This window comes from Vibrio sp. T3Y01, from assembly GCF_013114525.1.
Taxonomy (GTDB): Bacteria; Pseudomonadota; Gammaproteobacteria; order Enterobacterales; family Vibrionaceae; genus Vibrio; species Vibrio chagasii_B.
In genome coordinates, this window is sequence record NZ_VTXJ01000013.1 from 128,042 (window position 1) to 152,398 (window position 24,357).

General features: G+C 43.8%; 22 protein-coding genes. 15 read left to right on the forward strand and 7 right to left on the reverse strand.

Annotated features, from left to right (window positions below; genetic code table 11):
• The first annotated feature begins 67 nt into the window (after nt 1–67).
• From deoC to deoD, 4 genes are all read left to right on the forward strand, one after another.
• Nucleotides 68–844: a deoxyribose-phosphate aldolase gene (gene deoC, locus F0232_RS15380; RefSeq protein WP_008218778.1), complete on the forward strand. Its 777-nt coding sequence runs from the start codon at nt 68–70 to the stop codon at nt 842–844.
• Between the two features lie 93 nt (nt 845–937).
• Entirely contained in the window at nt 938–2,266 is a 1,329-nt protein-coding gene (gene deoA, locus F0232_RS15385) for a thymidine phosphorylase (protein WP_171750855.1), read from the forward strand.
• A gap of 76 nt (nt 2,267–2,342) precedes the next feature.
• Nucleotides 2,343–3,563 carry a phosphopentomutase gene (locus F0232_RS15390; RefSeq protein ID WP_105057863.1) on the forward strand — a complete coding sequence of 407 codons (1,221 nt, stop codon included), beginning with the start codon at nt 2,343–2,345 and terminating at the stop codon, nt 3,561–3,563.
• Between the two features lie 67 nt (nt 3,564–3,630).
• Nucleotides 3,631–4,350 carry a purine-nucleoside phosphorylase gene (gene deoD, locus F0232_RS15395; protein ID WP_061032524.1) on the forward strand — a complete coding sequence of 240 codons (720 nt, stop codon included), beginning with the start codon at nt 3,631–3,633 and terminating at the stop codon, nt 4,348–4,350.
• A 97-nt stretch (nt 4,351–4,447) separates the two neighbouring features.
• Here deoD and F0232_RS15400 read toward each other — a convergent pair whose 3' ends face one another.
• Entirely contained in the window at nt 4,448–5,059 is a 612-nt protein-coding gene (locus tag F0232_RS15400; protein ID WP_080566560.1) for a YtjB family periplasmic protein, read from the reverse strand.
• A gap of 109 nt (nt 5,060–5,168) precedes the next feature.
• Here F0232_RS15400 and serB point away from each other — a divergent pair, with 109 nt between their 5' ends.
• Nucleotides 5,169–6,149: a phosphoserine phosphatase gene (gene serB / locus F0232_RS15405; RefSeq protein ID WP_105057548.1), complete on the forward strand. Its 981-nt coding sequence runs from the start codon at nt 5,169–5,171 to the stop codon at nt 6,147–6,149.
• A gap of 110 nt (nt 6,150–6,259) precedes the next feature.
• Here the strand turns inward: serB and F0232_RS15410 are convergent, their stop codons facing one another.
• Nucleotides 6,260–8,608, reverse strand: a complete 2,349-nt coding sequence (locus tag F0232_RS15410) for a PilZ domain-containing protein (protein WP_105057547.1) — start codon at nt 8,606–8,608, stop codon at nt 6,260–6,262.
• Between the two features lie 161 nt (nt 8,609–8,769).
• Between F0232_RS15410 and radA the strand changes: the two genes are divergently transcribed.
• A complete protein-coding gene (radA, locus tag F0232_RS15415; RefSeq protein WP_105057546.1) occupies nt 8,770–10,149 on the forward strand; it encodes a DNA repair protein RadA in 1,380 nt (459 codons plus the stop codon).
• Between the two features lie 234 nt (nt 10,150–10,383).
• Complete coding sequence (fusA, locus tag F0232_RS15420; protein WP_008218763.1) at nt 10,384–12,474, forward strand: elongation factor G; 2,091 nt, start codon at nt 10,384–10,386, stop codon at nt 12,472–12,474.
• Between the two features lie 246 nt (nt 12,475–12,720).
• Here fusA and F0232_RS15425 read toward each other — a convergent pair whose 3' ends face one another.
• On the reverse strand, nt 12,721–12,933 hold the full coding sequence (locus F0232_RS15425; protein ID WP_004740608.1) for a VF530 family DNA-binding protein: 213 nt from the start codon (nt 12,931–12,933) through the stop codon (nt 12,721–12,723).
• A gap of 39 nt (nt 12,934–12,972) precedes the next feature.
• On the reverse strand, nt 12,973–13,929 hold the full coding sequence (locus tag F0232_RS15430) for a LysR substrate-binding domain-containing protein (protein WP_061032528.1): 957 nt from the start codon (nt 13,927–13,929) through the stop codon (nt 12,973–12,975).
• 103 nt (nt 13,930–14,032) lie between these two features.
• Between F0232_RS15430 and F0232_RS15435 the strand changes: the two genes are divergently transcribed.
• Nucleotides 14,033–14,239 (forward strand): DUF1127 domain-containing protein, encoded by a 207-nt coding sequence (locus F0232_RS15435; RefSeq protein ID WP_105057545.1) that lies wholly within the window; start codon nt 14,033–14,035, stop codon nt 14,237–14,239.
• Nucleotides 14,240–14,386: 147 nt separating this feature from the next.
• Here F0232_RS15435 and F0232_RS15440 read toward each other — a convergent pair whose 3' ends face one another.
• The 3 genes from F0232_RS15440 to F0232_RS15450 all read right to left on the reverse strand — a co-directional run bounded on the left by F0232_RS15440 (nt 14,387) and on the right by F0232_RS15450 (nt 18,146).
• Nucleotides 14,387–15,292 (reverse strand): LysR substrate-binding domain-containing protein, encoded by a 906-nt coding sequence (locus F0232_RS15440; RefSeq protein ID WP_105057544.1) that lies wholly within the window; start codon nt 15,290–15,292, stop codon nt 14,387–14,389.
• Between the two features lie 338 nt (nt 15,293–15,630).
• Nucleotides 15,631–17,319: an AMP-binding protein gene (locus F0232_RS15445; protein WP_061032531.1), complete on the reverse strand. Its 1,689-nt coding sequence runs from the start codon at nt 17,317–17,319 to the stop codon at nt 15,631–15,633.
• Nucleotides 17,320–17,402: 83 nt separating this feature from the next.
• Nucleotides 17,403–18,146, reverse strand: coding sequence for an AraC family transcriptional regulator (locus F0232_RS15450; RefSeq protein ID WP_105057542.1), 744 nt, complete (start codon nt 18,144–18,146; stop codon nt 17,403–17,405).
• Between the two features lie 193 nt (nt 18,147–18,339).
• Between F0232_RS15450 and F0232_RS15455 the strand changes: the two genes are divergently transcribed.
• The 7 genes from F0232_RS15455 to F0232_RS15485 all read left to right on the forward strand — a co-directional run bounded on the left by F0232_RS15455 (nt 18,340) and on the right by F0232_RS15485 (nt 24,356).
• Complete coding sequence (locus F0232_RS15455; RefSeq protein WP_061032533.1) at nt 18,340–18,513, forward strand: Flp family type IVb pilin; 174 nt, start codon at nt 18,340–18,342, stop codon at nt 18,511–18,513.
• A 173-nt stretch (nt 18,514–18,686) separates the two neighbouring features.
• Nucleotides 18,687–19,217, forward strand: coding sequence for a prepilin peptidase (locus tag F0232_RS15460; protein WP_105057541.1), 531 nt, complete (start codon nt 18,687–18,689; stop codon nt 19,215–19,217).
• A gap of 38 nt (nt 19,218–19,255) precedes the next feature.
• Entirely contained in the window at nt 19,256–20,593 is a 1,338-nt protein-coding gene (locus F0232_RS15465) for an AAA family ATPase (RefSeq protein WP_171750856.1), read from the forward strand.
• 3 nt (nt 20,594–20,596) lie between these two features.
• Nucleotides 20,597–21,346, forward strand: coding sequence for a Flp pilus assembly protein CpaB (gene cpaB, locus F0232_RS15470; protein WP_105057540.1), 750 nt, complete (start codon nt 20,597–20,599; stop codon nt 21,344–21,346).
• A gap of 8 nt (nt 21,347–21,354) precedes the next feature.
• A complete protein-coding gene (locus tag F0232_RS15475; RefSeq protein ID WP_061032537.1) occupies nt 21,355–22,809 on the forward strand; it encodes a type II and III secretion system protein family protein in 1,455 nt (484 codons plus the stop codon).
• Nucleotides 22,799–23,071 carry a hypothetical protein gene (locus F0232_RS15480; protein ID WP_061032538.1) on the forward strand — a complete coding sequence of 91 codons (273 nt, stop codon included), beginning with the start codon at nt 22,799–22,801 and terminating at the stop codon, nt 23,069–23,071. Before F0232_RS15475 ends, F0232_RS15480 begins: the two co-directional genes overlap by 11 nt.
• 16 nt (nt 23,072–23,087) lie before the next feature.
• Nucleotides 23,088–24,356 carry a Tad domain-containing protein gene (locus F0232_RS15485; protein ID WP_061032539.1) on the forward strand — a complete coding sequence of 423 codons (1,269 nt, stop codon included), beginning with the start codon at nt 23,088–23,090 and terminating at the stop codon, nt 24,354–24,356.
• Nucleotide 24,357: the final 1 nt, after the last annotated feature.

Consider the following 24,357-nt stretch of genomic DNA (forward strand, 5'->3'; position numbering starts at 1 on the left):
AATATCCATCTATACTGGATGGAGGGCGAAGTAGTTAACTATTTGAATATATTGATCGGAGATAGAAATGAGCGATTTAAAAGCAGCAGCTCTACGTGCACTTAAACTTATGGACCTAACTACGCTAAATGACGACGATACTACTGAGAAAGTAGTGGCGCTTTGTCACGACGCGAAGACTGCAGTAGGCAACACTGCTGCAATCTGTATTTACCCTCGCTTTATCCCAGCAGCTAAGAAAGCGTTGCGTGAGCAAGGTACTCCAGAAGTACGTATTGCGACTGTAACTAACTTCCCTCATGGTAATGATGACATCGAGATCGCAGTTGCTGAAACAAAAGCAGCAGTAGCATACGGTGCAGACGAAGTCGACGTAGTATTCCCATACCGCGCTCTAATCGCTGGCAATGAAGAAGTAGGTTTCGAGCTAGTTAAACAGTGTAAAGAAGCATGTGGCGACATCACACTGAAAGTAATCATCGAAACTGGTGAGCTAAAAGAAGAAGCACTGATCAAGAAAGCATCTGAGATTTGTATCAAAGCTGGCGCTGACTTCATCAAAACTTCAACAGGTAAAGTGCCAGTAAACGCGACTCCAGAGTACGCACGCATGATGCTAGAAGTTATCCGTGACATGGGCGTTGCTAAAACTGTTGGTTTCAAACCAGCAGGTGGCGTACGTACCGCTGAAGATGCAGCACAATACCTAGCGATGGCTGATGAGCTACTAGGTGCTGAGTGGGCAGACAACATGCACTACCGCTTTGGTGCTTCAAGCCTACTAACTAACCTTCTTAATACATTAGAAGTGACAGACGAAACTGCTGATCCAGCAGCATACTAATCCTTTAAAAGTCTGTTTGATGGAGTGGCGTTAAGTCACTCCATATTACCTCTTTCCCTACAAACCATACTCACTAGAGTTTGGGAGGCACTAATGTATCTACCTCAAGAAATTATTCGCAGAAAACGTGACGGTGAAGTCTTAACAGCCGAAGAAATTAACTTCTTCATTCAAGGCGTCGCTAAAAACACGGTTTCTGAAGGCCAAATTGCAGCATTCGCAATGGCTATCTTCTTCAACGAAATGACAATGCCAGAACGTATCGCACTAACATGTGCAATGCGCGACTCAGGCATGGTGATTGACTGGAGCCACATGAATTTTGATGGCCCAATCGTTGATAAGCACTCTACTGGTGGTGTTGGTGACGTTACTTCTCTGATGCTTGGCCCTATGGTGGCAGCATGTGGCGGTTTCGTTCCAATGATCTCTGGTCGTGGCTTAGGCCACACTGGCGGTACCCTAGACAAGCTAGAATCTATCCCTGGTTACAACATTACACCAACCAATGAAGTGTTTGGTGAAGTAACCAAAGAGGCGAGCGTTGCTATCATCGGTCAAACGGGCGACTTAGCGCCAGCTGATAAGCGTGTTTACGCGACGCGTGATATCACAGCAACAGTCGATAACATCTCGCTAATCACGGCTTCAATCCTATCTAAGAAACTGGCGGCTGGCCTAGATTCTCTAGTAATGGATGTAAAAGTAGGTTCAGGCGCATTTATGCCGACTTACGAAGCCTCTGAAGAGCTAGCGAAATCTATCGTAGCAGTAGCAAACGGTGCAGGCACCAAGACTACAGCAATCCTAACGGATATGAACCAAGTTTTGGCTTCTTCGGCGGGTAACGCAGTAGAAGTTCGCGAAGCGGTTCAATTCCTAACGGGTGAATACCGTAACCCACGTTTGCTAGAAATTACGATGGCATCGTGTGCTGAAATGCTAGTGTTGGGTAACCTTGCAAAAGATTCAGAAGAAGCGCGCGAAAAACTGATGGCAGTACTGGATAACGGTAAAGCAGCAGAGTGCTTTGGTAAAATGGTAGCGGGCCTTGGTGGTCCAGCAGACTTCGTAGAAAACTACGATAACTACCTAGAAAAAGCAGAAATTATTAAACCAGTGTACGCGCTAGAAAGCGGTGTGGTATCAGCAATGGATACTCGTGCAATTGGTATGGCTGTCGTTGGTATGGGCGGTGGTCGCCGCGTAGCAACGGACAGCATTGATTACGCAGTCGGTTTCGATAGCTTCATTCGTCTTGGCGAAGTGGCAAGCGATGAGAAACCATTAGCAATGATTCATGCTCGCAACGAACAACAGTGGCAAGAAGCTGCAACGGCATTACAAAATGCAATCACTGTGGGCGGAGAATATACAGCAACACCAGACGTTTACCGTCAGATTCGTTCTGAAGACGTGTAAATAACCGTTATCGGTATACCTCGTGTATACCGATAATCAAAACGCTGGTGCAAAGAGCAATAAGTTGGTGAAGAAAATGAAAAGAGCATTTATTTTAGTTTTAGATTCATTCGGTATCGGTGAGACAGCGGATGCAGACAAATTCGGTGATGTAGGTTCTGACACTATGGGCCACATCGCAGACCATTGTGATAAAGGTCTTGCAGACAATGCCGATCGTCAAGGTCCTCTGACGCTGCCAAACCTGTCTAAGCTAGGTTTAGCGATGGCTCACAAAGAGTCTACAGGTCGCTTTGCTCCTGGTGTGGATGCAGACGCGGAAATCATTGGCGCTTATGGTCACGCTGCTGAGCTGTCTTCTGGTAAAGACACGCCATCAGGTCACTGGGAAATCGCAGGTGTACCGGTACTGTTTGATTGGGGCTACTTCACCGACAAAGAGAACAGCTTCCCTAAAGAGCTGACTGATCGCATTCTTGAGCGTGCAGGCTTGTCTGGCTTCCTAGGTAACTGCCACTCATCAGGTACTGAGATCCTAGATAACCTAGGTGAAGAGCACATGAAGACTGGCTTACCAATCTTCTATACTTCTGCGGACTCTGTTTTCCAGATCGCTTGTCACGAAGAGACATTCGGCCTACAAAACCTATTAGACCTTTGTCAGATTGCTCGTGAAGAGCTAGAAGACTACAACATTGGTCGTGTTATTGCGCGTCCGTTCGTTGGCCCTGGTAAAGGTCAATTTGAGCGTACTGGTAACCGTCGTGATCTTTCTGTTGAACCACCTGCGGCAACTATCCTACAGAAGCTTGTTGATGAGAAGGGCGGTAACGTTCATTCAATCGGTAAGATTTCTGATATCTACGCAGGCTGTGGTATTACTCAGAAAACCAAAGCAACAGGTATTCCTGCGCTATTTGAAGCGACTAAAGATGCGATCAATGAAGCGGGCGATAACACGATTGTGTTTACTAACTTCGTTGATTTCGACTCAGCTTACGGCCACCGCCGTGATGTTGCGGGCTACGCTGCTGCACTTGAGTACTTCGATGGTCGTATCAATGAAATCATCGATATGATGAAAGAGGATGATGTACTTATCCTTACTGCTGACCACGGTTGTGATCCAACATGGCCAGGTACAGACCATACTCGTGAACACATCCCTGTGATTGTTTACGGTAAAAATGTTCCAGCTGGTTCTTTAGGCCGTCGCGATACGTTTGCTGATATCGGCCAAAGCTTGGCGTCTTACTTTGGTACTTCGCCAATGGAATACGGTGAAAGCTTTTTATAATTGGTAATGAATAAAAGAGAGGGAGACCTCTCTTTTCTTTTTTGTTTTGAGATTAAGGATATTTTCAATGGCTACTCCACATATTAATGCTGAAATGGGTGCATTCGCTGATGTTGTTTTAATGCCTGGCGATCCGCTACGTGCTAAATACATCGCTGAAACCTTCTTAGAAGAGGTGGTTCAGGTGTGTGACGTGCGCAATATGTTTGGTTACACAGGTACTTATAAAGGTCGTAAGGTATCGGTAATGGGGCACGGTATGGGTATTCCATCTTGTTCGATTTACGCGACTGAGCTTATTAAAGACTTTGGTGTGAAAAAGATCATTCGTGTCGGCAGCTGTGGTGCAGTGAGCGAAGATATCAAAGTGCGCGATGTCGTGATTGGCATGGGGGCATGTACCGACTCTAAAGTGAACCGTATTCGCTTCAAAGGTCATGACTTTGCCGCTATTGCTGACTACAAAATGGTTCGCGCGGCAGAAGATGCAGCTAAAGCACGCGGTGTTGATGTAAAAGTCGGTAACTTGTTCTCTGCTGAGCTTTTCTACACGCCAGATCCTGAAATGTTTGAAGTGATGGATAAATACGGCATTGTTGGTGTAGAGATGGAAGCGGCTGGCATCTATGGTGTGTGTGCTGAATATGGCGCAAAAGCTCTGACTATCTGTACCGTGTCTGATCACATCAAAACAGGTGAGCAAACCACATCAGATGAGCGTCAAACAACCTTCAACGACATGATGGTTATTGCGTTAGACTCTGTACTTCTTGGTGACCAAGAGTAATTATTCTTCACTGTAGCTTGATAAAGTAACAGATAACAAAAAGCCCCGTTGCTGCCTGAGCGTCGGGGCTTTTTATTGGATAACGTAATTGCGCTATTTATGAATTTACGTTCTTCAGAAGTAAGTTCTCGCCTGACTTGGTTGGTCTTCTACGAATCAACATAATAAACAGCACACCACTGACGAAGCCCATTAATACCATACCAATCATGTAGCGATCACTTTTGCGGTAGTGGTGATCCGATATCGCTGTCATTTTACCTGTCTCAAAGGTGACGCGGATAAAACCGATGATGGTGTTTTCTTTCGAGTAAATGGGTTCAACGAGTTGTTGCCTACCGATACTCGCGGTTGAAAGTGGCGTATCTAAGCCGAGGACCTCGCGTACTGACAGCGCCTTTTCGCTCGAAGCCAGTCGAATGCCTTCTGCATCATAGATGGTGGTATCAAACACCAGTCGATCTTGAGATAGCTGATTGGTCAGATCAAGCAGTCGCTCTTGGTCTTGTTGTGCGATCATTTTGCTGGCTGAAAGGGAAGCTTGAGAGATAAGCAGCTTGGTAAGTGTCTCGAGCTGTTTCGCTTGGATCTTCTCGTTACCCTTACTGATCACGACCGTATTTTTAATCGTAACGACGAACATAGTAGCCAACAAAATGAGGGCTAACATTCGCAAAGCGTTACGTATTGAGAACAATGATTCATTCATGTTTCACGGGGCCTGAAATAAACAAATGTTATGATTAAGACATATTGAGACTTGCGTTTTCAAATTGCAATAGGTTAACGTTTAGCATAGTTAATTAGGAATCATACACATGGACGCTCAGAAATATCTGCCGATAAAAAGGCATACTACATTATTAACTCGACTCCCCGAGACTCGTTTCGCTTCTCAACTCGCTAAAGCCAAAGCTAACTGGATTGTATTTGGCGAGTACCTATCACCGCAATCTTTCGATGACATCGACTTTTTCACTGGCATTTACAACACCGTTTTAGATACGTGGAAAGTTGGCCATTACGAAGTGGCATTGATGTCTGGCAACCTAACGCCTGCACATGAAGAAATCCTACAGGCTTTGAAGCTTGATTATGCTTGCCTTAGCGAAGTTCCAGACTTATCTAAGCCGGGTTTGATCGTAATGGATATGGATTCCACAGCGATTCAAATCGAGTGTATCGATGAAATAGCCAAGCTCGCTGGAGTAGGAGAGTTAGTCTCTGAAATTACAGAGCGTGCTATGCAAGGAGAGTTAGATTTCGAACAGAGCCTGCGTCAACGAGTTGGAGCACTGAAAGGTGCGGATGAGTCGATTCTAGAGCAAGTGCGCCAATCACTGCCTTTCATGCCAGACTTAGTTGGACTGGTGAATACGCTTAACAAACTGGGTTGGAAAACCGCTATCGCATCGGGTGGCTTTACTTACTTCTCTGATTACTTAAAAGACACGCTAGACTTAGATCATGCCCAGTCGAATACTTTAGAAATCGTTAAGGGTAAATTGACAGGGGAAGTGTTGGGTGATGTAGTTTCGGCGCAAACCAAAGCCGATATCTTAGTCGAACTGGCTGAAGAGTATGAGTTGGAGCTACATAACACGGTTGCTGTTGGTGATGGCGCGAATGACTTGGTGATGATGGGCGCTGCTGGTTTAGGTATTGCCTTCCATGCAAAACCAAAAGTCGAGCAACAAGCTCAAACTGCTGTGCGTTATGCTGGCTTAGGTGGGGTATTGTGTATCCTGTCTGGCGCGTTGGCTAAGCAACAAAAAATCAGCTGGCAGGCGAAACCGTAAAGGTTCACAACAGCATGATTATTTAATCGTGTGATATTACAAAGACACAAAAGCAGGCACTGAGCCTGCTTTTCTTTTTTATTGTACCTAGAGATGATGGAGTATTATGACTAACGCGTTAGCTCCAATCGGATCAACACTTCATCGGTAATATCTTCTATCTCACCATAACCGATAAACGCGGTGATCTCGTTTTCTAGCTTCTTCGCTTGGTGCATGCTGATACGAGCAAGCTCTTCTAAATCCGATTGGAATAAGGTGGTCAATGGATTGAAGATTGGCGCGGTCGTAACGCGAAGTACATACACATCACCTAAGTGCTGCGCTTTCTTAATGAATAAGATTCTTTCTTTTGCCGAGGCAAAGTCTTTCACCAACTTAGTATGTACTGATTGGATCTTGTCGCCGAACTTCACCGCAGCGATATAGACGTCGTGGTGTTTAGGCTCTGCACCCTCGATTCTCTTTAGGGGCTCAGCCAGCAGCGAATTGGTGTGGCCTTTAAATATAGGCTCCAGTGAGAACTTTTGGTTGTGTCCAAGTTTCGCCAATAAAGTCAGGTGTTTATTGAGTGGGAAATTCACACCAATGATCTTACAACGCAGTGTTGAACTTGGTTTATCAATAAAGATAGGGCTACTGACCATCTTGCTTAACAAAATATTGTGCAGTGACTCAAGTAAGGAGTTCGTTGGCAGTATCTCTCTCTTCTTAATCAGCTTGCTTTGGTTTTGATCGATAAGCCCATTCAGGAACGCGATAGTACGCATTGTCTTAGCGTTCTCAGCAATTACTAATTGGACATTTCGGCCATTGGGACTCACACGAATCACGTGATAAGGCACTGTGCTTAATGGCAGATTCTTATCGTAAAGCTGTAGCTCATTAAAGTTCACGATCACCGGATCATTGATCTTGAGGACCATTGGCTGTTCAAGAGTAATGCTCAACCCACGTTTCGAGATATCTAAGGTGTGGCCGTTTGCCGCTGCGCCATCTTGTGAGGTAAGTTGCAACGGTGACTTAAACTGGTATCTCGGTTCTTTACGACGGGTCTGAGAATCAAAATAGATACTTTGAATGTTCCCAACCACAGTGCGTGGGTGGCGGAAGCGGTTTAGTTCACTGCTTGGAATGCGTGGCTTTTCACTCAACAAGTAATCCGCAGCACTCTCGTGATCGCCAATCTCTTGCAATATACCGCAATGCGTCAGTTGTGCTGAGCTTTGCGCTAGCGTGTCTGAATGTTTGGCTAAAGCTTGTCGCTCCGTTTCTGATAATTCGAATACAGAGAATTTAAACGCCTTCCAACTTTTACGCTTACCACCAATGTGCCAGAACAGTTGTCTTTGTTCACGAGTCGCTTCAGGTAACATCATCGAATAGAACAGCGTCTTATTTTGATGTTCATGAGTAAACGAATAGATAACGTTGCTGGTGCCTTTCACACCGGGCTTCGCCAGTAAGTTCATGCGCTGTTCGTTGAACAGAGTTCCTAGTGCCTGTTGGTTTCGCTCGTCGTGCCAGTATTGCCATAGCGGATGGTTGTTATCTGTAAGCAGTGCAAGCTTGAGTTCACTGCCACTAAAGAACAGAGGAAGGTTACAAGTGTGTTTTAGATAGGTGTGCTCGATACCTCGAGTGCGGGTTCGAATAACTCTATCTTGATTTTCGTGGCTGGTTTTCTTGCTTGTGCTATTTAAAGACTCATCAAGTAAACGCGCCACAATATTGTTGTCGCTTACCTTGATGGTTCTTAGGAATTTAACCGCGTCATTTTCATAGGATTCATCAATCCCGAGCACACGAAATTCTACTGCTTGGTTTACATCGGTTTCGAGTGACTTCTCAACCAGCTCGGTAAACTTAACGCTGATGATTTCACCTAGGTTATAGCGAAAGACGCTTGGTACTTTGAATTTTGCGCCTGAAGGAGAGATATCGACCGTGACACCGTGTAGGCTTTGTCCTTTTGAAGTGGTGACCTCAACTTGTGAGCTTATCTTGAGTCGGTTCTCTTGACGCTTTAAGTCATAACCTAGGTTAATGGCTTCAGCTTCATAAGGGCTGTTGGCACTGGTGATGTCTTGGGTGTTTTGAGAAGCACTATTAACAACACTACGCAGAGGTTGAGTTCTTGGAGTCATCACTAACTCCCAAGCGCCTTCGGTGTAGCCTTTGAATTTTTTTGTGCCGCGCTGATAGGCATTTAACGCGATGTCGTCGAGCCAGTGTTTACGGCCATCGAGTGTGAACTGACGACACTCATTATCGATACGTCCGCGTAAATCAATGCTCTTTGTACATGGAGCCATGATACGATTCAGTTCCATTTTAACGAGCAGCTTCAGAGACGGTGATTCGCCTTCTGTCATTTGAGAAAGAAGGAATTCGAAATCTTCGGCATGATAAGCCGGGATAAGACGCTCTGCTATAGATAGAATTTCAGATTGCTGCATACTTTTCTTGTTAGAATGGAAGGTACATTTATGTTATCGACTAGTTTAAATCGATCTTTAAATATAAGTGGTATGACTGCAACGTTTATTTGCACCCGTACGGTCAAATAAGTCACAAATTGACAACATCATTGTGTAACTGGGTAAATTATTGAGGTTTTATGGCTAAGGCAAAGCGAGCTTATGTGTGTAATGACTGTGGGGCTGACTTCCCACGTTGGCAAGGACAGTGCAATGCGTGTGGTGCTTGGAACACAATTACAGAAGTTAGGTTAGCCGCTTCACCTCAGGTAGCGCGCAATGAACGATTGAGTGGCTATGCTGGTAGCGCAACAGAGTCTTCGGTTCAAACACTGTCAGAAATCGACCTGCAGGAAGTGCCTCGTTTTAGTAGTGGCTTTAAAGAGCTCGACCGCGTGCTTGGTGGCGGTGTTGTACCGGGTGCTGCGATCCTTATTGGTGGTAACCCAGGGGCGGGTAAATCGACACTATTGTTACAAACCATGTGTCTGCTCTCTTCGCAACTTCCGACCCTTTATGTCACGGGCGAAGAATCTTTGCAGCAGGTCGCGATGCGTGCGTCTCGACTTGGATTGCCAAAAGAGCATCTAAAGATGCTCTCAGAAACGAACGTGGATAAGATTTGTCAGGTTGCCGAAAAAGAACAACCTAAGATCATGGTTATCGACTCGATCCAAGTAATGCATGTCGCTGATGTTCAATCTTCACCAGGCAGTGTGGCTCAGGTTCGTGAGTCAGCCACTGCACTGACTCGTTTTGCTAAGCAGAATAATGTAGCAATCTTTCTCGTTGGACACGTAACTAAAGATGGTACGTTGGCGGGCCCTAAAGTGCTTGAGCATATTATTGACTGTTCAGTGTTGTTAGATGGCGGAACAGACAGCCGTTTCAGAACGCTACGCAGCCACAAAAACCGTTTTGGTGCGGTGAATGAGCTGGGTGTGTTTGCCATGACTGGTCAAGGCCTAAAAGAAGTCAGCAACCCATCGGCTATATTCTTGTCTCGTGGTGAAGAAGAGACATCAGGCAGTTCAGTGATGGTGGTATGGGAAGGTACCCGACCACTGCTTGTTGAGATCCAAGCGCTGGTGGATTACTCCCAGTTGTCAAACCCTCGTCGAGTCGCGGTTGGTCTTGAGCAGAACCGTCTTTCTTTGTTACTTGCAGTGCTGCATAAACACGGCGGCTTACAAATGGCTGACCAAGATGTGTTTGTGAATGTCGTCGGTGGTGTTAAAGTAACCGAAACTAGTGCTGATCTTGCATTAGTCATGGCATTACTTTCTAGTTTCAGAGATCGCGCATTACCTAAAGATGTGGTGGTTTTTGGTGAAGTAGGCCTAGCGGGTGAGATTCGTCCTGTACCTAGTGGGCAAGAACGCTTGAATGAAGCATTTAAACACGGCTTTAAGAAAGCAATTGTTCCTGCAGCTAATATGCCGAAAGGTGGTATCCCAGGAATGCAAATCCACGGAGTGAAAAAACTATCAGAGGCAATTAATGCTTTTGATGAGTTGTAATTGAACTCACTTCAGCTAATCTATACAGCAGCAATTCAGTCTAACTTGAACCCCGATTGGGCTTTGGGTTAGCACTATAATTAACAATCATTTAGATTGTTTCTACAGCGTGCCTTTTTCTAAATGTTAGGAAAAGGCAAAGTTTTTTAGTCCCAAATGCATGCAAAGCTATCAGTCTTCACAGATTGTGATATACTCTGCGCGCATTTTATATCCTATTAACAGAGTAAGACAATGGCAGATTTATCGAAATACAGAAACATTGGTATTTTCGCGCACGTTGATGCGGGTAAAACAACTACCACTGAGCGTATCCTTAAGCTAACTGGTCAAATCCACAAGACTGGTGAAGTACATGACGGCGAATCAACGACTGACTTCATGGAACAGGAAGCTGAGCGCGGTATTACTATCCAATCAGCAGCTGTAAGCTGTTTCTGGAATGATCACCGTCTAAACGTTATCGATACTCCTGGACACGTTGACTTCACAGTTGAAGTATACCGTTCTCTTAAAGTACTTGATGGCGGTATCGGTGTATTCTGTGGTTCTGGTGGTGTTGAACCTCAATCAGAAACTAACTGGCGCTACGCTAACGAATCAGAAGTATCTCGTCTGATCTTCGTTAACAAACTAGACCGTATGGGTGCTGACTTCTACCGCGTTGTTGACCAAGTTAAGAACGTTCTAGGCGCTACTCCGCTAGTAATGGTTCTACCAATCGGCCGCGAAGATGAATTCGTTGGTGTTGTAGACCTACTAAGCCGTAAAGCATACGTTTGGGATGACACTGGTCTTCCTGAAAACTACGAAATCAAAGATGTTCCTGCGGACATGGTTGATGACGTTGAGCAATACCGTGAAGAGCTAATCGAAACTGCTGTAGAGCAAGACGATGACCTAATGGAAGCTTACATGGAAGGTGAAGAGCCTTCTATCGAAGACATCAAGCGTTGTATCCGTAAAGGTACTCGTGATATCGCATTCTTCCCTACGTTCTGTGGTTCTGCATTCAAGAACAAAGGTATGCAACTTATCCTTGACGCTGTAGTAGATTACCTACCAGCTCCAACTGAAGTTGATCCTCAGCCTCTAACTGATAAAGAGACTGGCGAACCAACTGGTGAAGTTGCAACAGTATCTGTAGATGAGCCTCTACGTGCTCTAGCATTTAAGATCATGGACGACCGTTTCGGTGCTCTAACGTTCATCCGTATCTACTCTGGTGTAATGAAGAAGGGTGATACAATTCTTAACTCAGCAACAGGTAAAACTGAGCGTATCGGCCGTATGGTTGAGATGCAAGCTGATGAGCGTAACGAACTTACATCTGCACAAGCTGGTGACATCATCGCTGTTGTAGGTATGAAGAACGTTCAAACTGGTCACACTCTATGTGATCAGAAGCACGAATGTACTCTTGAGCCAATGATCTTCCCAACTCCAGTAATCTCTATCGCTGTATCTCCAAAAGATAAAGGCGGTTCTGAGAAAATGGGTATCGCGATCGGTAAAATGGTTGCAGAAGATCCATCTTTCCAAGTTGAGACTGACGAAGAAACTGGCGAAACTATCCTGAAAGGTATGGGTGAACTTCACCTAGACATCAAGGTAGATATCCTTAAGCGTACATACGGCGTTGACCTTGTAGTAGGTGCTCCTCAAGTAGCTTACCGTGAAACAATCACGAAAGCTGTTGAAGATAGCTACACGCACAAGAAGCAATCTGGTGGTTCTGGTCAATTCGGTAAGATCGATTACCGTATCAAACCAGGCGAAGCAGGTTCTGGCTTCACGTTCTCTTCTTCAGTTGTTGGCGGTAACGTTCCTAAGGAATTCTGGCCTGCAGTTGAGAAAGGTTTCGCATCTATGATGGAAAACGGTGTTCTTGCTGGCTTCCCAACTCTAGATGTTGAAGTAGAACTATTCGACGGTGGCTTCCACGCAGTTGACTCATCTGCAATCGCATTTGAAATCGCAGCGAAAGGCGCATTCCGTCAATCTATGCCTAAAGCGGGTGCACAACTTCTTGAGCCAATCATGAACGTTGACGTATTCACTCCAGAAGATCACGTTGGTGATGTAATCGGTGACCTTAACCGTCGTCGTGGCATGATCAAAGATCAACAAGCTGGCGCTACTGGCGTACGTATCAAAGCTGACGTACCACTATCAGAAATGTTTGGTTACATCGGTCACCTACGTACTATTACTTCAGGCCGTGGTCAATTCTCTATGGAATTCCTACAGTACTCTCCATGTCCAACAAACGTGGCAGACGAAGTAATCGCTAAAGTTAAAGCAGACAAAGAAGCTGGTAAGTAATTAGCTCTTTTCTAAATTAACTAGAAAGCCCCGCAAGTGAAAGCTTGCGGGGCTTTTGTTTTATGGGAATCATAATACGAGATACGAGATACGAGATACGAGATACGAGATACGAGATACGAGATACGAGATACGAGATACGAGATACGAGATACGAGATACGAGATACGAGATACGAGCCCCTAAAAAGTAGACACAGGGGGAATCCCGTATTCAGCAATACGGGACTGATACAGCGGGGGGAGGCTAACGCTTTAAATCAATGTAGATTTGCTCTACTTTAGTTCGTGCCCATTCTGTTTTGCGCAGAAACTTTAAGCTCGATTTGATGCTTGGGTCCTTTTTGAAGCAGTTGATATTTACCATGTAGCTCAACTCTTCCCAACCGTAATGTTCAACCAATTCTGTTAGCAGTTTTTGCAGTGTGATGCCGTGAAGTGGGTTATTTGCTTGTGTCATGAGATTTACTCGTCATTTATTTGCTCTCAGTATATCAGTTTAGCCATCGGAGTTTCCCGACCATTTCAATGAGAAGTCGGTATCGACGATGTTGAGCATTTCCCTTCCTTTGTTACCAAACTCACTGACCTGCGTTTCTATCCATTTGGAGAAGCGTTGAATCTTGTCGCGATGAAAGTATCCAGGCGGCGCACATAAGAAATAGTTGTATTTTGGTCTTAGCGCTGTATTACCAATTCTAACTAGCTTCCCTTCTTGCAGGTATCGATACACTAAGCTGTGTTTGACTAAGGCGACTCCTTGAACAGAGAGTGCACCTTCTAGTACAAAGTGAGAGCCATCAAACTGCAACGTGGTGTGACCGCCTTCAACGCCTACTTCATTAAGCCATATTGACCAATCCATATCGGGCCATCGGTCTTCAATTAGCTCGGCTTTGTGCAGGTCCTCGACACTGTATATTCCATACTTCTCTTGATAGAGCGGATGACAAACAGGATATAACACCTCATCCATTAGCCAGCGCGACTCTAAGTTTGGGTAGTTACCGTGCCCGTAGCGTATACAGATATCAATACTTGAATCCTCAAAGGTGATCAGCTTGTTGGTCGGCTCAATCAACATAGAAAGGTCTGGATGTCGCTCTCTGAAATCCCCAATCCTTGGCACTAACCAATGCTGGGCAAAAGATGGAACGGTCGAAATTGATAACTGATTAGGGTTAGGGTCTTGGTTGATTCTTCTTACGCCATCTTGAAGGTGAGCAAAGCCTTTTTTCGCTTGTAGGTACAGTACTTCGCCTTCATGAGTTAAGACTATTTTTCGGTGTTGGCGAATAAACAGATCTGCGCCTAACCACTCTTCAAGTTGGCGAATTTGTTGGCTGACTGCTGCGGCTGTAACAAACAGGGTTTCTGCAGCGAGCTTAAAGCTACCTTTGTCGGCTGCGATATAGAAGTAGTAGATCCCTTGGAATGGTGGGGTACGCTCTCTCACATTAGTTTTCCTTAACTGAATGCCAGTATCTATCGTTTGTCGACGTTGCTCTGTTGGTTGATTATTAACCATAACAAAGCAAAAGATCAACAGGAGAAAGGCTATGAATACGATCACAGCAACAGCAAATACCAACCATTCATTTTTGTCATCATTATCAATTAAGAAATTCTATTCTAAATTAAGCCTGTACTTTCAAAATCGTAGAACCAGAAAGCAACTGTCTGAGCTACCCGATTATTTACTGAGAGATATCGGTATTACGTCGGAACAATTCGAGAAAGAACTGAAGAAGTCATTTTGGGAGTGATTCAAGGCAACGTAGCTTTTAACTCGATGTTGCTTTAACTCAACATAGTTTTGTCGGTGTCGAGAGGTTTACGTTACCGTTCTATGTTGAGTTAGGTTTATGGTTTATTTAAGCCTATTCCTTGTTTAAGTAATTAGTAGGTGAGATCTAATTCTCCAATAGCTCGTTTACTTCTTCATGCAACCAATTGGTGAACGCAGTAATACGCTCTTCTCTCGGGGAGTTAGGATCAAAGCACAGGTTTACTTGAACACCAGGTGTCATGCCAATATCAAAAGGCTTCACTAGCAAGCCGCGTTCGATGAAGTCACCAGCTAAGCTGTCTGTTGCCAAGCAAACCCCATGCCCCGCCATGACCGTGGTTAACCCCATATCAAAGGTACCGACCTCCATCCACTGAATGGCGCTGCTTTGAGTCGATATGTTTGCTTGCCTAAACCATTCCTCCCACGGGAAACAACCGCTATCAAACTGAATCAGCCAACATTTGAGGAGTTGTTCCGGTGATGTGAAGTTCAAAGAGTTTGCGAGTTCAGGAGAACAAAAAGGGTAAACCGGTTCGTTGATTAGCATCTCTAGAATCAAGCCTTCTTCAACGCATAGATCTTCGCCCTGCAGAATAGCCACATCAATCTCACCATGTTTTAAATTTGGGGTATCAGACCCTGTTAGCACCTTAATTGGGATTTCTGGGTGCTTTACCGAGAACTTCCACAGCCTAGGCAGTAACCAACGAGAAGCAAAAGAAGGGGGAGTTCTAACAACAAGCAGCCCTTGAATAGGTTCTGATTGGATCTTGTTTAACCCCAGCAGAACCTCTTGAAATCCATCAGAGACATGTCTAAAAAGTGTGTGCCCTTCATGCGTCAAAGTCATTGCACGCCCCTTACGAATAAAGAGCTTACATCCAATCTGTTCTTCTAACTGTCGAATCTTCTGGCTGACGGCTGCTTGAGTGACGAACAGCTCTTCAGCAGCTTTGCTGTAATTGCTCAAGCGAGCCGCAACTTCAAAGTAACGGAGACCTGAAAGGTGACGCAGTCTATTGTCCATAATCTCAGCTTATAGTTCTTGTTAATAATGGTTGTTCGATTATCGAACAGGTTGTTTTCATAATAGCGATAAATAAACAGGGAATACAAGAGAGAGAACATGAAAGCAATAACCTGCTGGGTCGGTATATTTGTTACTCAGGTACTTAAAATCAATGATAATACTAAGGTGAGGAAGCCGAATAAATCTAGACAAGTTGTTTGCTTGGAATCGTTAAGTCATCGAATGAGAAAGGATGTCGGCTTAGATTACGAGAGTAGTGATGCTGCGGATTATACTAAGTACTTATAATGTGAGCTTACAAAAAAGGAGCCATAATGGCTCCCTTTCGATTTTAATTATTCTTCCCAAACCACCAATTTATCTTTCGGCCAGTTATGACCGGCTTCATGGTACTTCTGCTCTAGTACATGGCGTTTGATCTTGAGTGTTGGTGTTAACACACCATTTTCAATACTCCATGGTTCTTTAATCATCAGTACGCCCTTGATCTTCTCATGAGACGCGAGCTTCTCATTCATTCTCTCGATCACTCGTTTAGTGGTTCTCTCGTAGCGAGCGCGATCAAAGTTAGGGAAGTCATGTGGGACAACAAGCAGAATTGGACCAGGTAAGCCAAGGCCAATCAGACACATCATCTCTACGCGGCTGTACTCAAAGAGTTTGTTCTCGATTGGCACTGGCGCGACAAACTTACCTTTCGCAGTTTTAAAGGTGTCTTTTTTACGCCCTCGAATGGTGAGGTAGCCTTCGCTATCAATATCACCAATATCACCGGTGTGCAGCCAGCCTTCAGAATTAAATGACTCTTGCGTTGCAATGTCATTTTTGTAGTAACCAGAGAATAGGCCTTTACCACGAACTAAAATCTCTTCATCTTCGGCAATCTTAAGTTCAATGCCAGGACCAGCATTACCAACGGTACCAATCTTATCTGCTCTGAACGGATAATTTAATGTGCTGTAAGCAAAAGACTCAGTCATCCCCCACGCTTCGGTAATGTGTAAACCAACGCTTTCATACCATGCAAGTAGCGCTGGTGATACTGGTGCGGAGCCACAGCCTAGAACGCGAGCTTGATCTAGGCCTAAGCCATCAGCAAGCTTCTTCTTAATGATGTTATTAATGAACGGGATCTTCAGCAGAATGTTCAGTTTTTTCTGCGGCAGCTTATCTTGGATGCGCTGTTGGAACAGGGTCCATAAACGAGGGACAGAAATAAACAGAGTAGGACGCTGCATCTTCACATCATCAATGAAGGTGTCTAAAGATTCTGGGAACGCCGTTACCACCCCGCCCATGACTGAAGAACCAAAGATGTAGACTCGCTCTGTAATATGAGCCAGTGGTAGGTAAGAGAACAGACGGTCATCTTTTTGGATACCGATATGATCGATCAGTCTCTGAACTGACCACGTAAAGGCACCGTATGTGAGCATTGCGCCTTTTGGTAGGCCAGAAGTCCCCGATGTGTAAACAAGAGACATAAGCTTATCATCGTAATGCTGAGGACGTTTGGTGGTTGGTTCATGTGCTTCGATGAGCTGTTCAAATGTATGTTGGCACTTTGGCGCGGTATCGTAGGGTAGCGAGATACTAATCAAACTTGTGTTGTCATCTAGTACTTGTTGTGTTGCCTTAGGGTCATCCAGTTTACCTGCAATCACAATTTTACTTTCACTGTGCTCGATACAGTATTGGATGGTATCTGCACCTGCGGTAGGAAAAATTGGGACGCTGACAAAATCTCCTAACATCATGGCAAGATCACAGATAAACCATTCCGCACAGTTTTTAGAAATAAGCGCGACTCGATCGCCGGGCTCGGCACCGAGTGCCTCTAGTGCAGACGCCAGTTTTAGTGCTTTATCAGCCACTTCTTTGTACGTGAACTCGACAAACTGGCGGTTAATAATTTGTTTTAAATAGACCTCATTTGGACGTTCTTCTGCCCATTTAAGAATCATATCATTAGGTGTAGGGAGAGCTGTTGCTTGTTCTTGGCTAAACTCGTTAGGCTGAATCATTGTCTAACTCCATGTTTTTCGCTAAGTTATTTTTGTTAAAATCATGTTAAATGTACCATGATTTTTTCTTTTAGGGAGTAAAATTAGCGTTTTCTGTTATCCATGCAGGCTCGTCTGTAACTTGCAGGCGTTACGCCAGTTCTTTTCTTGAAGATTCTTGAGAAATATGACACATCCTTGTATCCACATTGATAAGAGATAACCGCTATTTTTGATTCGGTATCGGCCTCGATTAGCTTCTTGGCTAATAAGATTCGTTTATCACACACGAAGTCACGAAAGCTTACCCCAAAGTGTAGATGAAACTTCTTAGAAAAGTAGGTGGTGGAACAGTGACATTTCTCTGCAATCTCCGTTTCTCTTATCTCCTTGTTAATATTATCCATTACAAAGTTTACGACTTCAGACGTGAACAGCTTTGCTGACAGCTGGTTGTTGTTATTCGTTTTTCGGTCAAGATCGAAGTGAGGGTCAAAGATATGCTGTGTTTTACTCTTTAGTTCTTCGAAGGCACTGGTCAGATGATTGTTACTCGTTTCTATAATGAAAAATATATTCTTATGATTTCGAATGATATTAGGTATCTCAAATGGTGAAATTAAAACTATCCGCTTGTTTAGGTTTTCACAAATAGATAATGCCATGGTAAGTAATTGAATTTCACTTTCTCTATTTAAAATGAAAAATACAATTCTTACATCTAAGTTACTGATAACTGATATATCTTGTTGAAAATTTTCCACAGGGAAGTAACGACTAACTTTATTTATAATAATTGAATTAAACTCGCTATCTATATCTGATAGTAGTGGTGTTATTAATTTCATTTCTACTAAACCTGTATCATATATAAATGGCCAGATGTGAAAATTCAGAAATAAGGGAATTATTACAGAGATTAGAAGTACAACAAAAAAGTGCAAGTAAATGGCAAAAAAATCCTAACCGAATGTGTGACTCACCTCTAGATTTACTTTACAGGTAAACGAAGCCTGTTATGAAAATCAAGGAGAGGTTGTCATGGGTAAGTTTTTGAATAATTGCAAAGAATTCATGAAAGATGAAGAAGGGTTGACTGTAATCGAGTATGTAATCGGTGCAGCATTATTGGTTTTAGGCTTAACAACTGTATTTTCTGGCCTAGGTAATACTCTGGCAAATAAATTAAACGCTATTGTTGCCAATGTAGGTTAGTGGTTGAAGCTATGAACAATAATAAACTGAGACGGCAATCGGGGTTAACTACGGTCGAATACGTGATTGGTGCGGCCTCGCTTGTCCTTGCTGTTGGGTTAGTTTTCTCTGGGATGGCAACAGCCTTACTTAGTAAGTTTCAGAGCATTATATCGAGTGTATAAATAGAACATATGATTAATGAGCCTTCTGCTTTTTGGGCACTGCTAATTGCAGTTTCGGTATACGATGTTGAAAAGCATCGTATACCTAATAAAATATTGATACTTCTTTTGTTTGTTTATTTTTTGTCAATGTTTGATAGCAATTATACGTTGGGCTTTTTCTTGTCTTCATTAGCAGGGTTTGCAGTACTTTTTGGGTTTGGTTTGCTTTTGTATTTTATGAGAGCAATGTCTGCAGGTGATGTGAAGTTATTGGGCGTTGTTGGAATGTATCTTGGGTGGGGACAAATACTTGATGCATCGTACTTTATCTTACTTGCTTCTGGGATGATCGGACCCTTTTATTTACTTTATAACTACGCTAACTCAAGTAGTGTCAGCATTAAAGGTTATTTCCAAAATAAACTTATTTTATTGAGTGGTGTTTCACCAGTCAAAGATGAGCGTACTAATTTTCATAATCGATACTTAAATAAAGTGACAATGCCTTTTGCCCCCTCTGTTGTCATAGGATTAGCGATGTATAGCTATTTTAATTAAAGCTGTTGTTGGTAAGCTTTGTGGAGAGGAATAATATAATGGATATTATAGGGCATACGGCTTCAACAACATTAAAACCGCAAATATCAGCTCCTGTTGTCCCAACATCACTTGATACGTTGGGAATTCCTGAAGTCGTGATTGAAAATCTCGTACTTAAGCATTTGTCTGCATACCCTAAATCGGACGTTTTAGAACTTTCCAACCATATATGTGTTGTGACTCATATTGTGGAAAGTGCTTTGGCGGTATTGAGGAAAAAATCTCTAATTGAGGTTTTTCAACCTACCTCAGATCTTTCTCTCTCATCTGCATCACATAGTCACGTTCGTTACTCTCTCTCAGAGAAAGGGCTAGAAGAAGCCGATTTAGCTTTCAAGCGTGATGCTTATTTAGGTCCAGCCCCAGTTTCTCTTGAGCAATATAGTGAGGTGGTCAAGCAGCAAGACCTTAGGGCTGAGCTCGTGACTCGTCCACATGTCGAGGCGGCGTTAAGTGATGTCTATGGCATCGATAAAATGATTTTCGTCCTAGGGCCGGCAATAAACTCAGGGCGAGCCCTTTTGTTATATGGGCATGCTGGTACTGGTAAAACCTTTGTTGCTAGCCGTATTGTCAACGCTTTGCACACTTCGGTGTTTATTCCTTATGCCGTCTATGCGCTTGGCAATATTATCAAGGTTTTCTCTGCACAACACCATAAACCTTTAGATAGAAACGGCAGTACCAAAGCTATCTCGCTAAAAGATCAATACGATAAGCGCTGGCTTAACTGTGAGAGACCGAATATCCAGGTCGGTGGTGAGCTCACCATGGATATGCTTGAGGTGAATCACTCAGAAAACAGTCGAGTCTGGTTAGCCCCGGTACAGATGATGGCAAACAATGGAATTTTCGTGATAGACGATCTTGGCCGTCAACCTATGCCTGTAGACACATTGCTGAATCGATGGATAGTGCCGATGGAGTACGCTTTTGATTATCTATCGCTGCCCAACGGTCAGCAAATTACGATGCCGTTTGTTTTAACTCTCGCCTTCTCTACCAACTTAAATCCAAAGAAAATCAGTGATCCCGCATTTTTGCGTCGTTTAGGTTACAAAATTGAATTTAAGCCTCTTATGCAGCGTGATTACGAAGCGTTGTGGATGAATGTTGCCGCAGAGAAAGAGGTTGAACTTCAAGACGGTTTCTTTGAGCGTTTATCCCAAATGCACACTTTATACAAAGTGCCATTTTTCCCCTGCTTGCCGAAAGATCTGGTAGGTATAAGTAAAGATATTCTTTCGTTCGAGCAACTCCCGCCGGTTATCACATTCGATATTCTTTCCATGGCTTGGGAAGTTTATTTTACCTCTGATGGACATGAGGAATAACACATGAATAAGAGTCAAGTTTTCCTACTATTTTTACTGTCCGTAGTATTTGGTTTAGCTGCTGTTTTTTTCGCTAAACAATGGATGGAAAATCAAGTACAGCCAACAGTCGAAGTTGAAACTGTGGAGCGTCATCCAGTAGTTGTGGCCTCACAAGAGATTGAAGCTGGAACGATAATTGAAGAGCAGTTCCTAACCACGAAGTTAATGGAAGTCGATTGGATTAACGAGAATAACTACTCCGATGTTTCAGAACTCGTTGGCAAGGTGGTTGCAAATACCATTTATGCCGGAGAGGTTCTCCACAAAATGCGTTTTACTGTTCCTGGTGAAGGTTCAACATTAGCGGCATTGATCCCTGAGAATAAGAGAGCGGTAACGATCCGAGTTGATGACGTCATAGGTGTCGCTGGGTTCCTATTACCTGGGAATAAGGTCGATATTCTTAACACCGTTTCTTATAGCCAAAATTCAGCGTCGACTCGAACAGTATTGAAAAACATTAAGGTCTTGGCTGTAGACCAAACAGCTAAAACGAAAGAAAACAGTCCGATTATCGTGAGAGCTGTGACGTTAGAGGTTTCCCCTCAAGATGCTGAAAAATTACTGACGGCAAAGAGTAAGGGGAGTATTCAACTAACTTTGAGAAACCCACACGAAGTCGAGAAAAAAGTGGCTCGTCGATATGTACCTAGACCAAGTGTAACCATCATCAAAGGTACTCAAGCATCTAGTGTTCGCGTCAAGGATTGAGGTGAGATATGAAAATAATATTAACGTGTGTTTTGAGCCTAGTTTGTTTTTCTACATTGAGCTTTGCCGCTCTTCAAACTGGGAAAACCGTCACGGTTCCTCATCACAAATCAACGCATGTCGTTTTATCGGGTAAGGCTAGCAAGGTGTCACTTGGTGACCCTGATGTCCTTGATATTGTGATGCTTAAATCTAACGAGTTATTTTTGATAGGTAATAAATTAGGTGCTACCAACCTAATGGCTTGGGACGCTCGAGGGCAGTTGATTGAGTCTATCAATATTGAGGTTACTCATGATCTTAATAGTTTAAAGGCTAAGTTATATGAGTTCCTTCCTGATGAAACTATCGAAGTACATAGTGCGCAAAACCGTTTGCTGCTGAGCGGTCAGGTGAGCAACCAACAGCAGATGAATGTCGCGATGAGAATTGCAGAAACTTACTCCTCCGGGCAAACCGCAGATGAGTCAAAAGAGAGTGGTAGTGAGCAAGCAGCGGCGACTGGGGTCATCAACTTAATGTCGATTGGTGGTGCTCAGCAAGTCATGCTAGAGGTCACTGTCGCTGAAGTGCAAAGAAGCTTAGTTCGAAAATTCGATGCTAACTTCCATTTCTTCCAAACCAGTGGTTCTGATTTTTCATGGGGAGCGTCTTCTGTGCCTGCTGGTGTATTGGGTGCAACGCCGATTTTTGATATTCCCACCTCAACAGATTATGGGATTTTAGGTTCTTTTATCGATAGCAATACATTGTTTACCTTTGCTCTGGATGTTGCAAAGCAGAATGGTGTAGCCAAAGTTTTGGCTGAGCCGAATCTAACCGCGTTAAGTGGTTCAAAAGCTGAATTTTTAGCGGGCGGTGAGTTCCCAATCCCTGTGCCTGATGAAGACGGCATCACCATTGAATACAAAGAATATGGTGTAGGGCTGAAATTCATCCCAACGGTTCTTAGTGATAAAAAAATCAACCTGAACTTGGCTGTTGATGTGAGTGAAATTGCGAATAGTAGCTCGCTAACGATTGATCCTGGTACTACCAACGCGACTTACTTCATTCCACCTATTACGCGTCGTAGTGCATCTTCAACACTTGAGTTAGCAGATGGCCAGACTATCGGTATTGCAGGTTTACTGAGTGAGAATGTGAGAGATATCAGCAACAAGATGCCAGGCTTTGGTGATGTGCCGATTTTAGGGCAGCTTTTCAACAGCCAAGAGTATGTATCTGGCGAAACCGAACTGGTTATTCTTGTGACTCCAAGGCTTGCCAAGCCAATCGACCGCACGAAAGTGACATTACCAACAGATGCTTTCGTCGACCCTAATGACTTGGAATATTATTTGTTAGGCCGAAGCGCTTACATTGCTGAACCGTCTGAATCCACTTCAGAGCAATCTCAATCAGCACAGGCCGTATCGCCAACCGACGGCGGTAGTGAAGGCTCATTTGGTCATGATTTATAAGGAGATAGATATGATTAGAATAATGATGGTCTTTCTCGTGATGGTGCTAGTTGGCTGTGCTAATGATGCCCGTTTGGGGCATTCAGTAGCACTAGTGAAAACAGAACAAACATATAACCCTAATGCGACCCAAGAGAATCTACTCGAAGTACCGGACGGTACAGGGGAGCGGATGCAGGCTGGTTACGACCGATATGTTGGCAGAGGTGAAAATGATCTGTCCGGAAGCAGTAGTAGCCAGATCCTAGAAGAGTTTAACTAAATCTGGAGGTACTCACATGTTGTATCGAGTATCACAAAGCCCCAAAAAGCAACAAGGCTTAGTCGTAGTCATGATTACAGCCGCTTTGTTGGTTTTTTTAGCTGTCTCAGCGTTAGCTGTCGATATCAACCATATGGTTGTGAATAAAACGCGGTTACAAAATGCAGTCGATTCTGCTGCGCTAGCTGCCGCAACTATTTTAGACAATAGTAAGGATAAAGATGCCGTAGATGCAGAGGTTGGCACCGCATTAAATGCTATGGCAGCCGCCACAGGTAATCATGAATTTGATTTTAGTACGGCTTCTGTAAACATTGATTATTCAAATGATCCTAAGGATTTTACAGGAACAGCAACGTTCGGTGCAGATGATGATGTCTATGTGCGTGTTCGTGTCGATTCCTTGGATATGGATGAGTTTTTCATTCAAATGTTTGGACTAGAAAAAACCGTTTCGGCGAGTGCGGTTGCTGGCCCTAGTTCTGGTCAGGTCGTTGTTAATAATGTTGTGCCAATTGGTGTGTGTATTGGTGATGGCACGTCGGATAATGATGTCTCACCAGAAGATGGGTACCATGATGTGACTGGTGAGGAAATAACCAGTGTTTTTGGTTATGAAGTTGGCACCGTTCATGCGTTAAAGGTCGGCGACAAGAGCTTATCTGAAATGGGGAATGGTAATTACCACCTTCTTGATTTTGGATCTGGTGGTAAAACGGTGAAAGAAGGTTTAGGCGGCAGTTATGATTATCCGGTTAAAATTGGCGAAGACATTACAACGAAGCCGGGTGGCACGGTAGGTCCGACTGGTGATGGTCTAAATACTCGTTTTGGTGATTATGGCGGCGGTTTATCAGCCTCCGATTACCCTTCAGATTATGTAACAACGGAACCTACAGACGAAATAACAATTGATGCGAGTACAGGTGAGATCGATTTTGATGGCACTTACAGTTACGCACAATATGAAGCTGATACCAATGCATGTATTGCTAGTGGTGGTAGTGGTTGTGCGTCTAATGGTGTCGCATGGCGTCGTATTTTAGCCATACCTATGGTGGATTGTTCAGGTAAAAGCGGTGGTACCACTGACTTTACAGTGAACAAAATTGGTTGCTTCTTTTTGTTGCAAAAAGCACCGACAAATAATTCAGGTACTCCTGCCGTATTTGGTGAATTTATTCACTCCTGCAGTGTGACAGGTGGGGCGGGTAGTACGACCTCTACAACAGAAGGGACTTATAGGATTGTTTTGTATAAGGACCCTGATAGTGGGGAGTCTTGAT

What these genes read in the sequence shown, in the direction of transcription:
- F0232_RS15450 (WP_105057542.1), bottom strand. Translation starts at nt 18,146, where the DNA reads ATGAAATTAATAACACCACTACTATCAGATATAGATAGCGAGTTTAAT.
- serB (WP_105057548.1), top strand. Translation starts at nt 5,169, where the DNA reads ATGGACGCTCAGAAATATCTGCCGATAAAAAGGCATACTACATTATTA.
- F0232_RS15410 (WP_105057547.1), bottom strand. Translation starts at nt 8,608, where the DNA reads ATGCAGCAATCTGAAATTCTATCTATAGCAGAGCGTCTTATCCCGGCT.
- deoC (WP_008218778.1), top strand. Translation starts at nt 68, where the DNA reads ATGAGCGATTTAAAAGCAGCAGCTCTACGTGCACTTAAACTTATGGAC.
- F0232_RS15465 (WP_171750856.1), top strand. Translation starts at nt 19,256, where the DNA reads ATGGATATTATAGGGCATACGGCTTCAACAACATTAAAACCGCAAATA.
- F0232_RS15425 (WP_004740608.1), bottom strand. Translation starts at nt 12,933, where the DNA reads ATGACACAAGCAAATAACCCACTTCACGGCATCACACTGCAAAAACTG.
- F0232_RS15475 (WP_061032537.1), top strand. Translation starts at nt 21,355, where the DNA reads ATGAAAATAATATTAACGTGTGTTTTGAGCCTAGTTTGTTTTTCTACA.
- radA (WP_105057546.1), top strand. Translation starts at nt 8,770, where the DNA reads ATGGCTAAGGCAAAGCGAGCTTATGTGTGTAATGACTGTGGGGCTGAC.
- F0232_RS15400 (WP_080566560.1), bottom strand. Translation starts at nt 5,059, where the DNA reads ATGAATGAATCATTGTTCTCAATACGTAACGCTTTGCGAATGTTAGCC.
- F0232_RS15390 (WP_105057863.1), top strand. Translation starts at nt 2,343, where the DNA reads ATGAAAAGAGCATTTATTTTAGTTTTAGATTCATTCGGTATCGGTGAG.
- F0232_RS15435 (WP_105057545.1), top strand. Translation starts at nt 14,033, where the DNA reads ATGAATACGATCACAGCAACAGCAAATACCAACCATTCATTTTTGTCA.
- F0232_RS15455 (WP_061032533.1), top strand. Translation starts at nt 18,340, where the DNA reads ATGGGTAAGTTTTTGAATAATTGCAAAGAATTCATGAAAGATGAAGAA.
- deoA (WP_171750855.1), top strand. Translation starts at nt 938, where the DNA reads ATGTATCTACCTCAAGAAATTATTCGCAGAAAACGTGACGGTGAAGTC.
- F0232_RS15445 (WP_061032531.1), bottom strand. Translation starts at nt 17,319, where the DNA reads ATGATTCAGCCTAACGAGTTTAGCCAAGAACAAGCAACAGCTCTCCCT.
- cpaB (WP_105057540.1), top strand. Translation starts at nt 20,597, where the DNA reads ATGAATAAGAGTCAAGTTTTCCTACTATTTTTACTGTCCGTAGTATTT.
- F0232_RS15485 (WP_061032539.1), top strand. Translation starts at nt 23,088, where the DNA reads ATGTTGTATCGAGTATCACAAAGCCCCAAAAAGCAACAAGGCTTAGTC.
- fusA (WP_008218763.1), top strand. Translation starts at nt 10,384, where the DNA reads ATGGCAGATTTATCGAAATACAGAAACATTGGTATTTTCGCGCACGTT.
- F0232_RS15440 (WP_105057544.1), bottom strand. Translation starts at nt 15,292, where the DNA reads ATGGACAATAGACTGCGTCACCTTTCAGGTCTCCGTTACTTTGAAGTT.
- deoD (WP_061032524.1), top strand. Translation starts at nt 3,631, where the DNA reads ATGGCTACTCCACATATTAATGCTGAAATGGGTGCATTCGCTGATGTT.
- F0232_RS15480 (WP_061032538.1), top strand. Translation starts at nt 22,799, where the DNA reads ATGATTTATAAGGAGATAGATATGATTAGAATAATGATGGTCTTTCTC.
- F0232_RS15460 (WP_105057541.1), top strand. Translation starts at nt 18,687, where the DNA reads ATGATTAATGAGCCTTCTGCTTTTTGGGCACTGCTAATTGCAGTTTCG.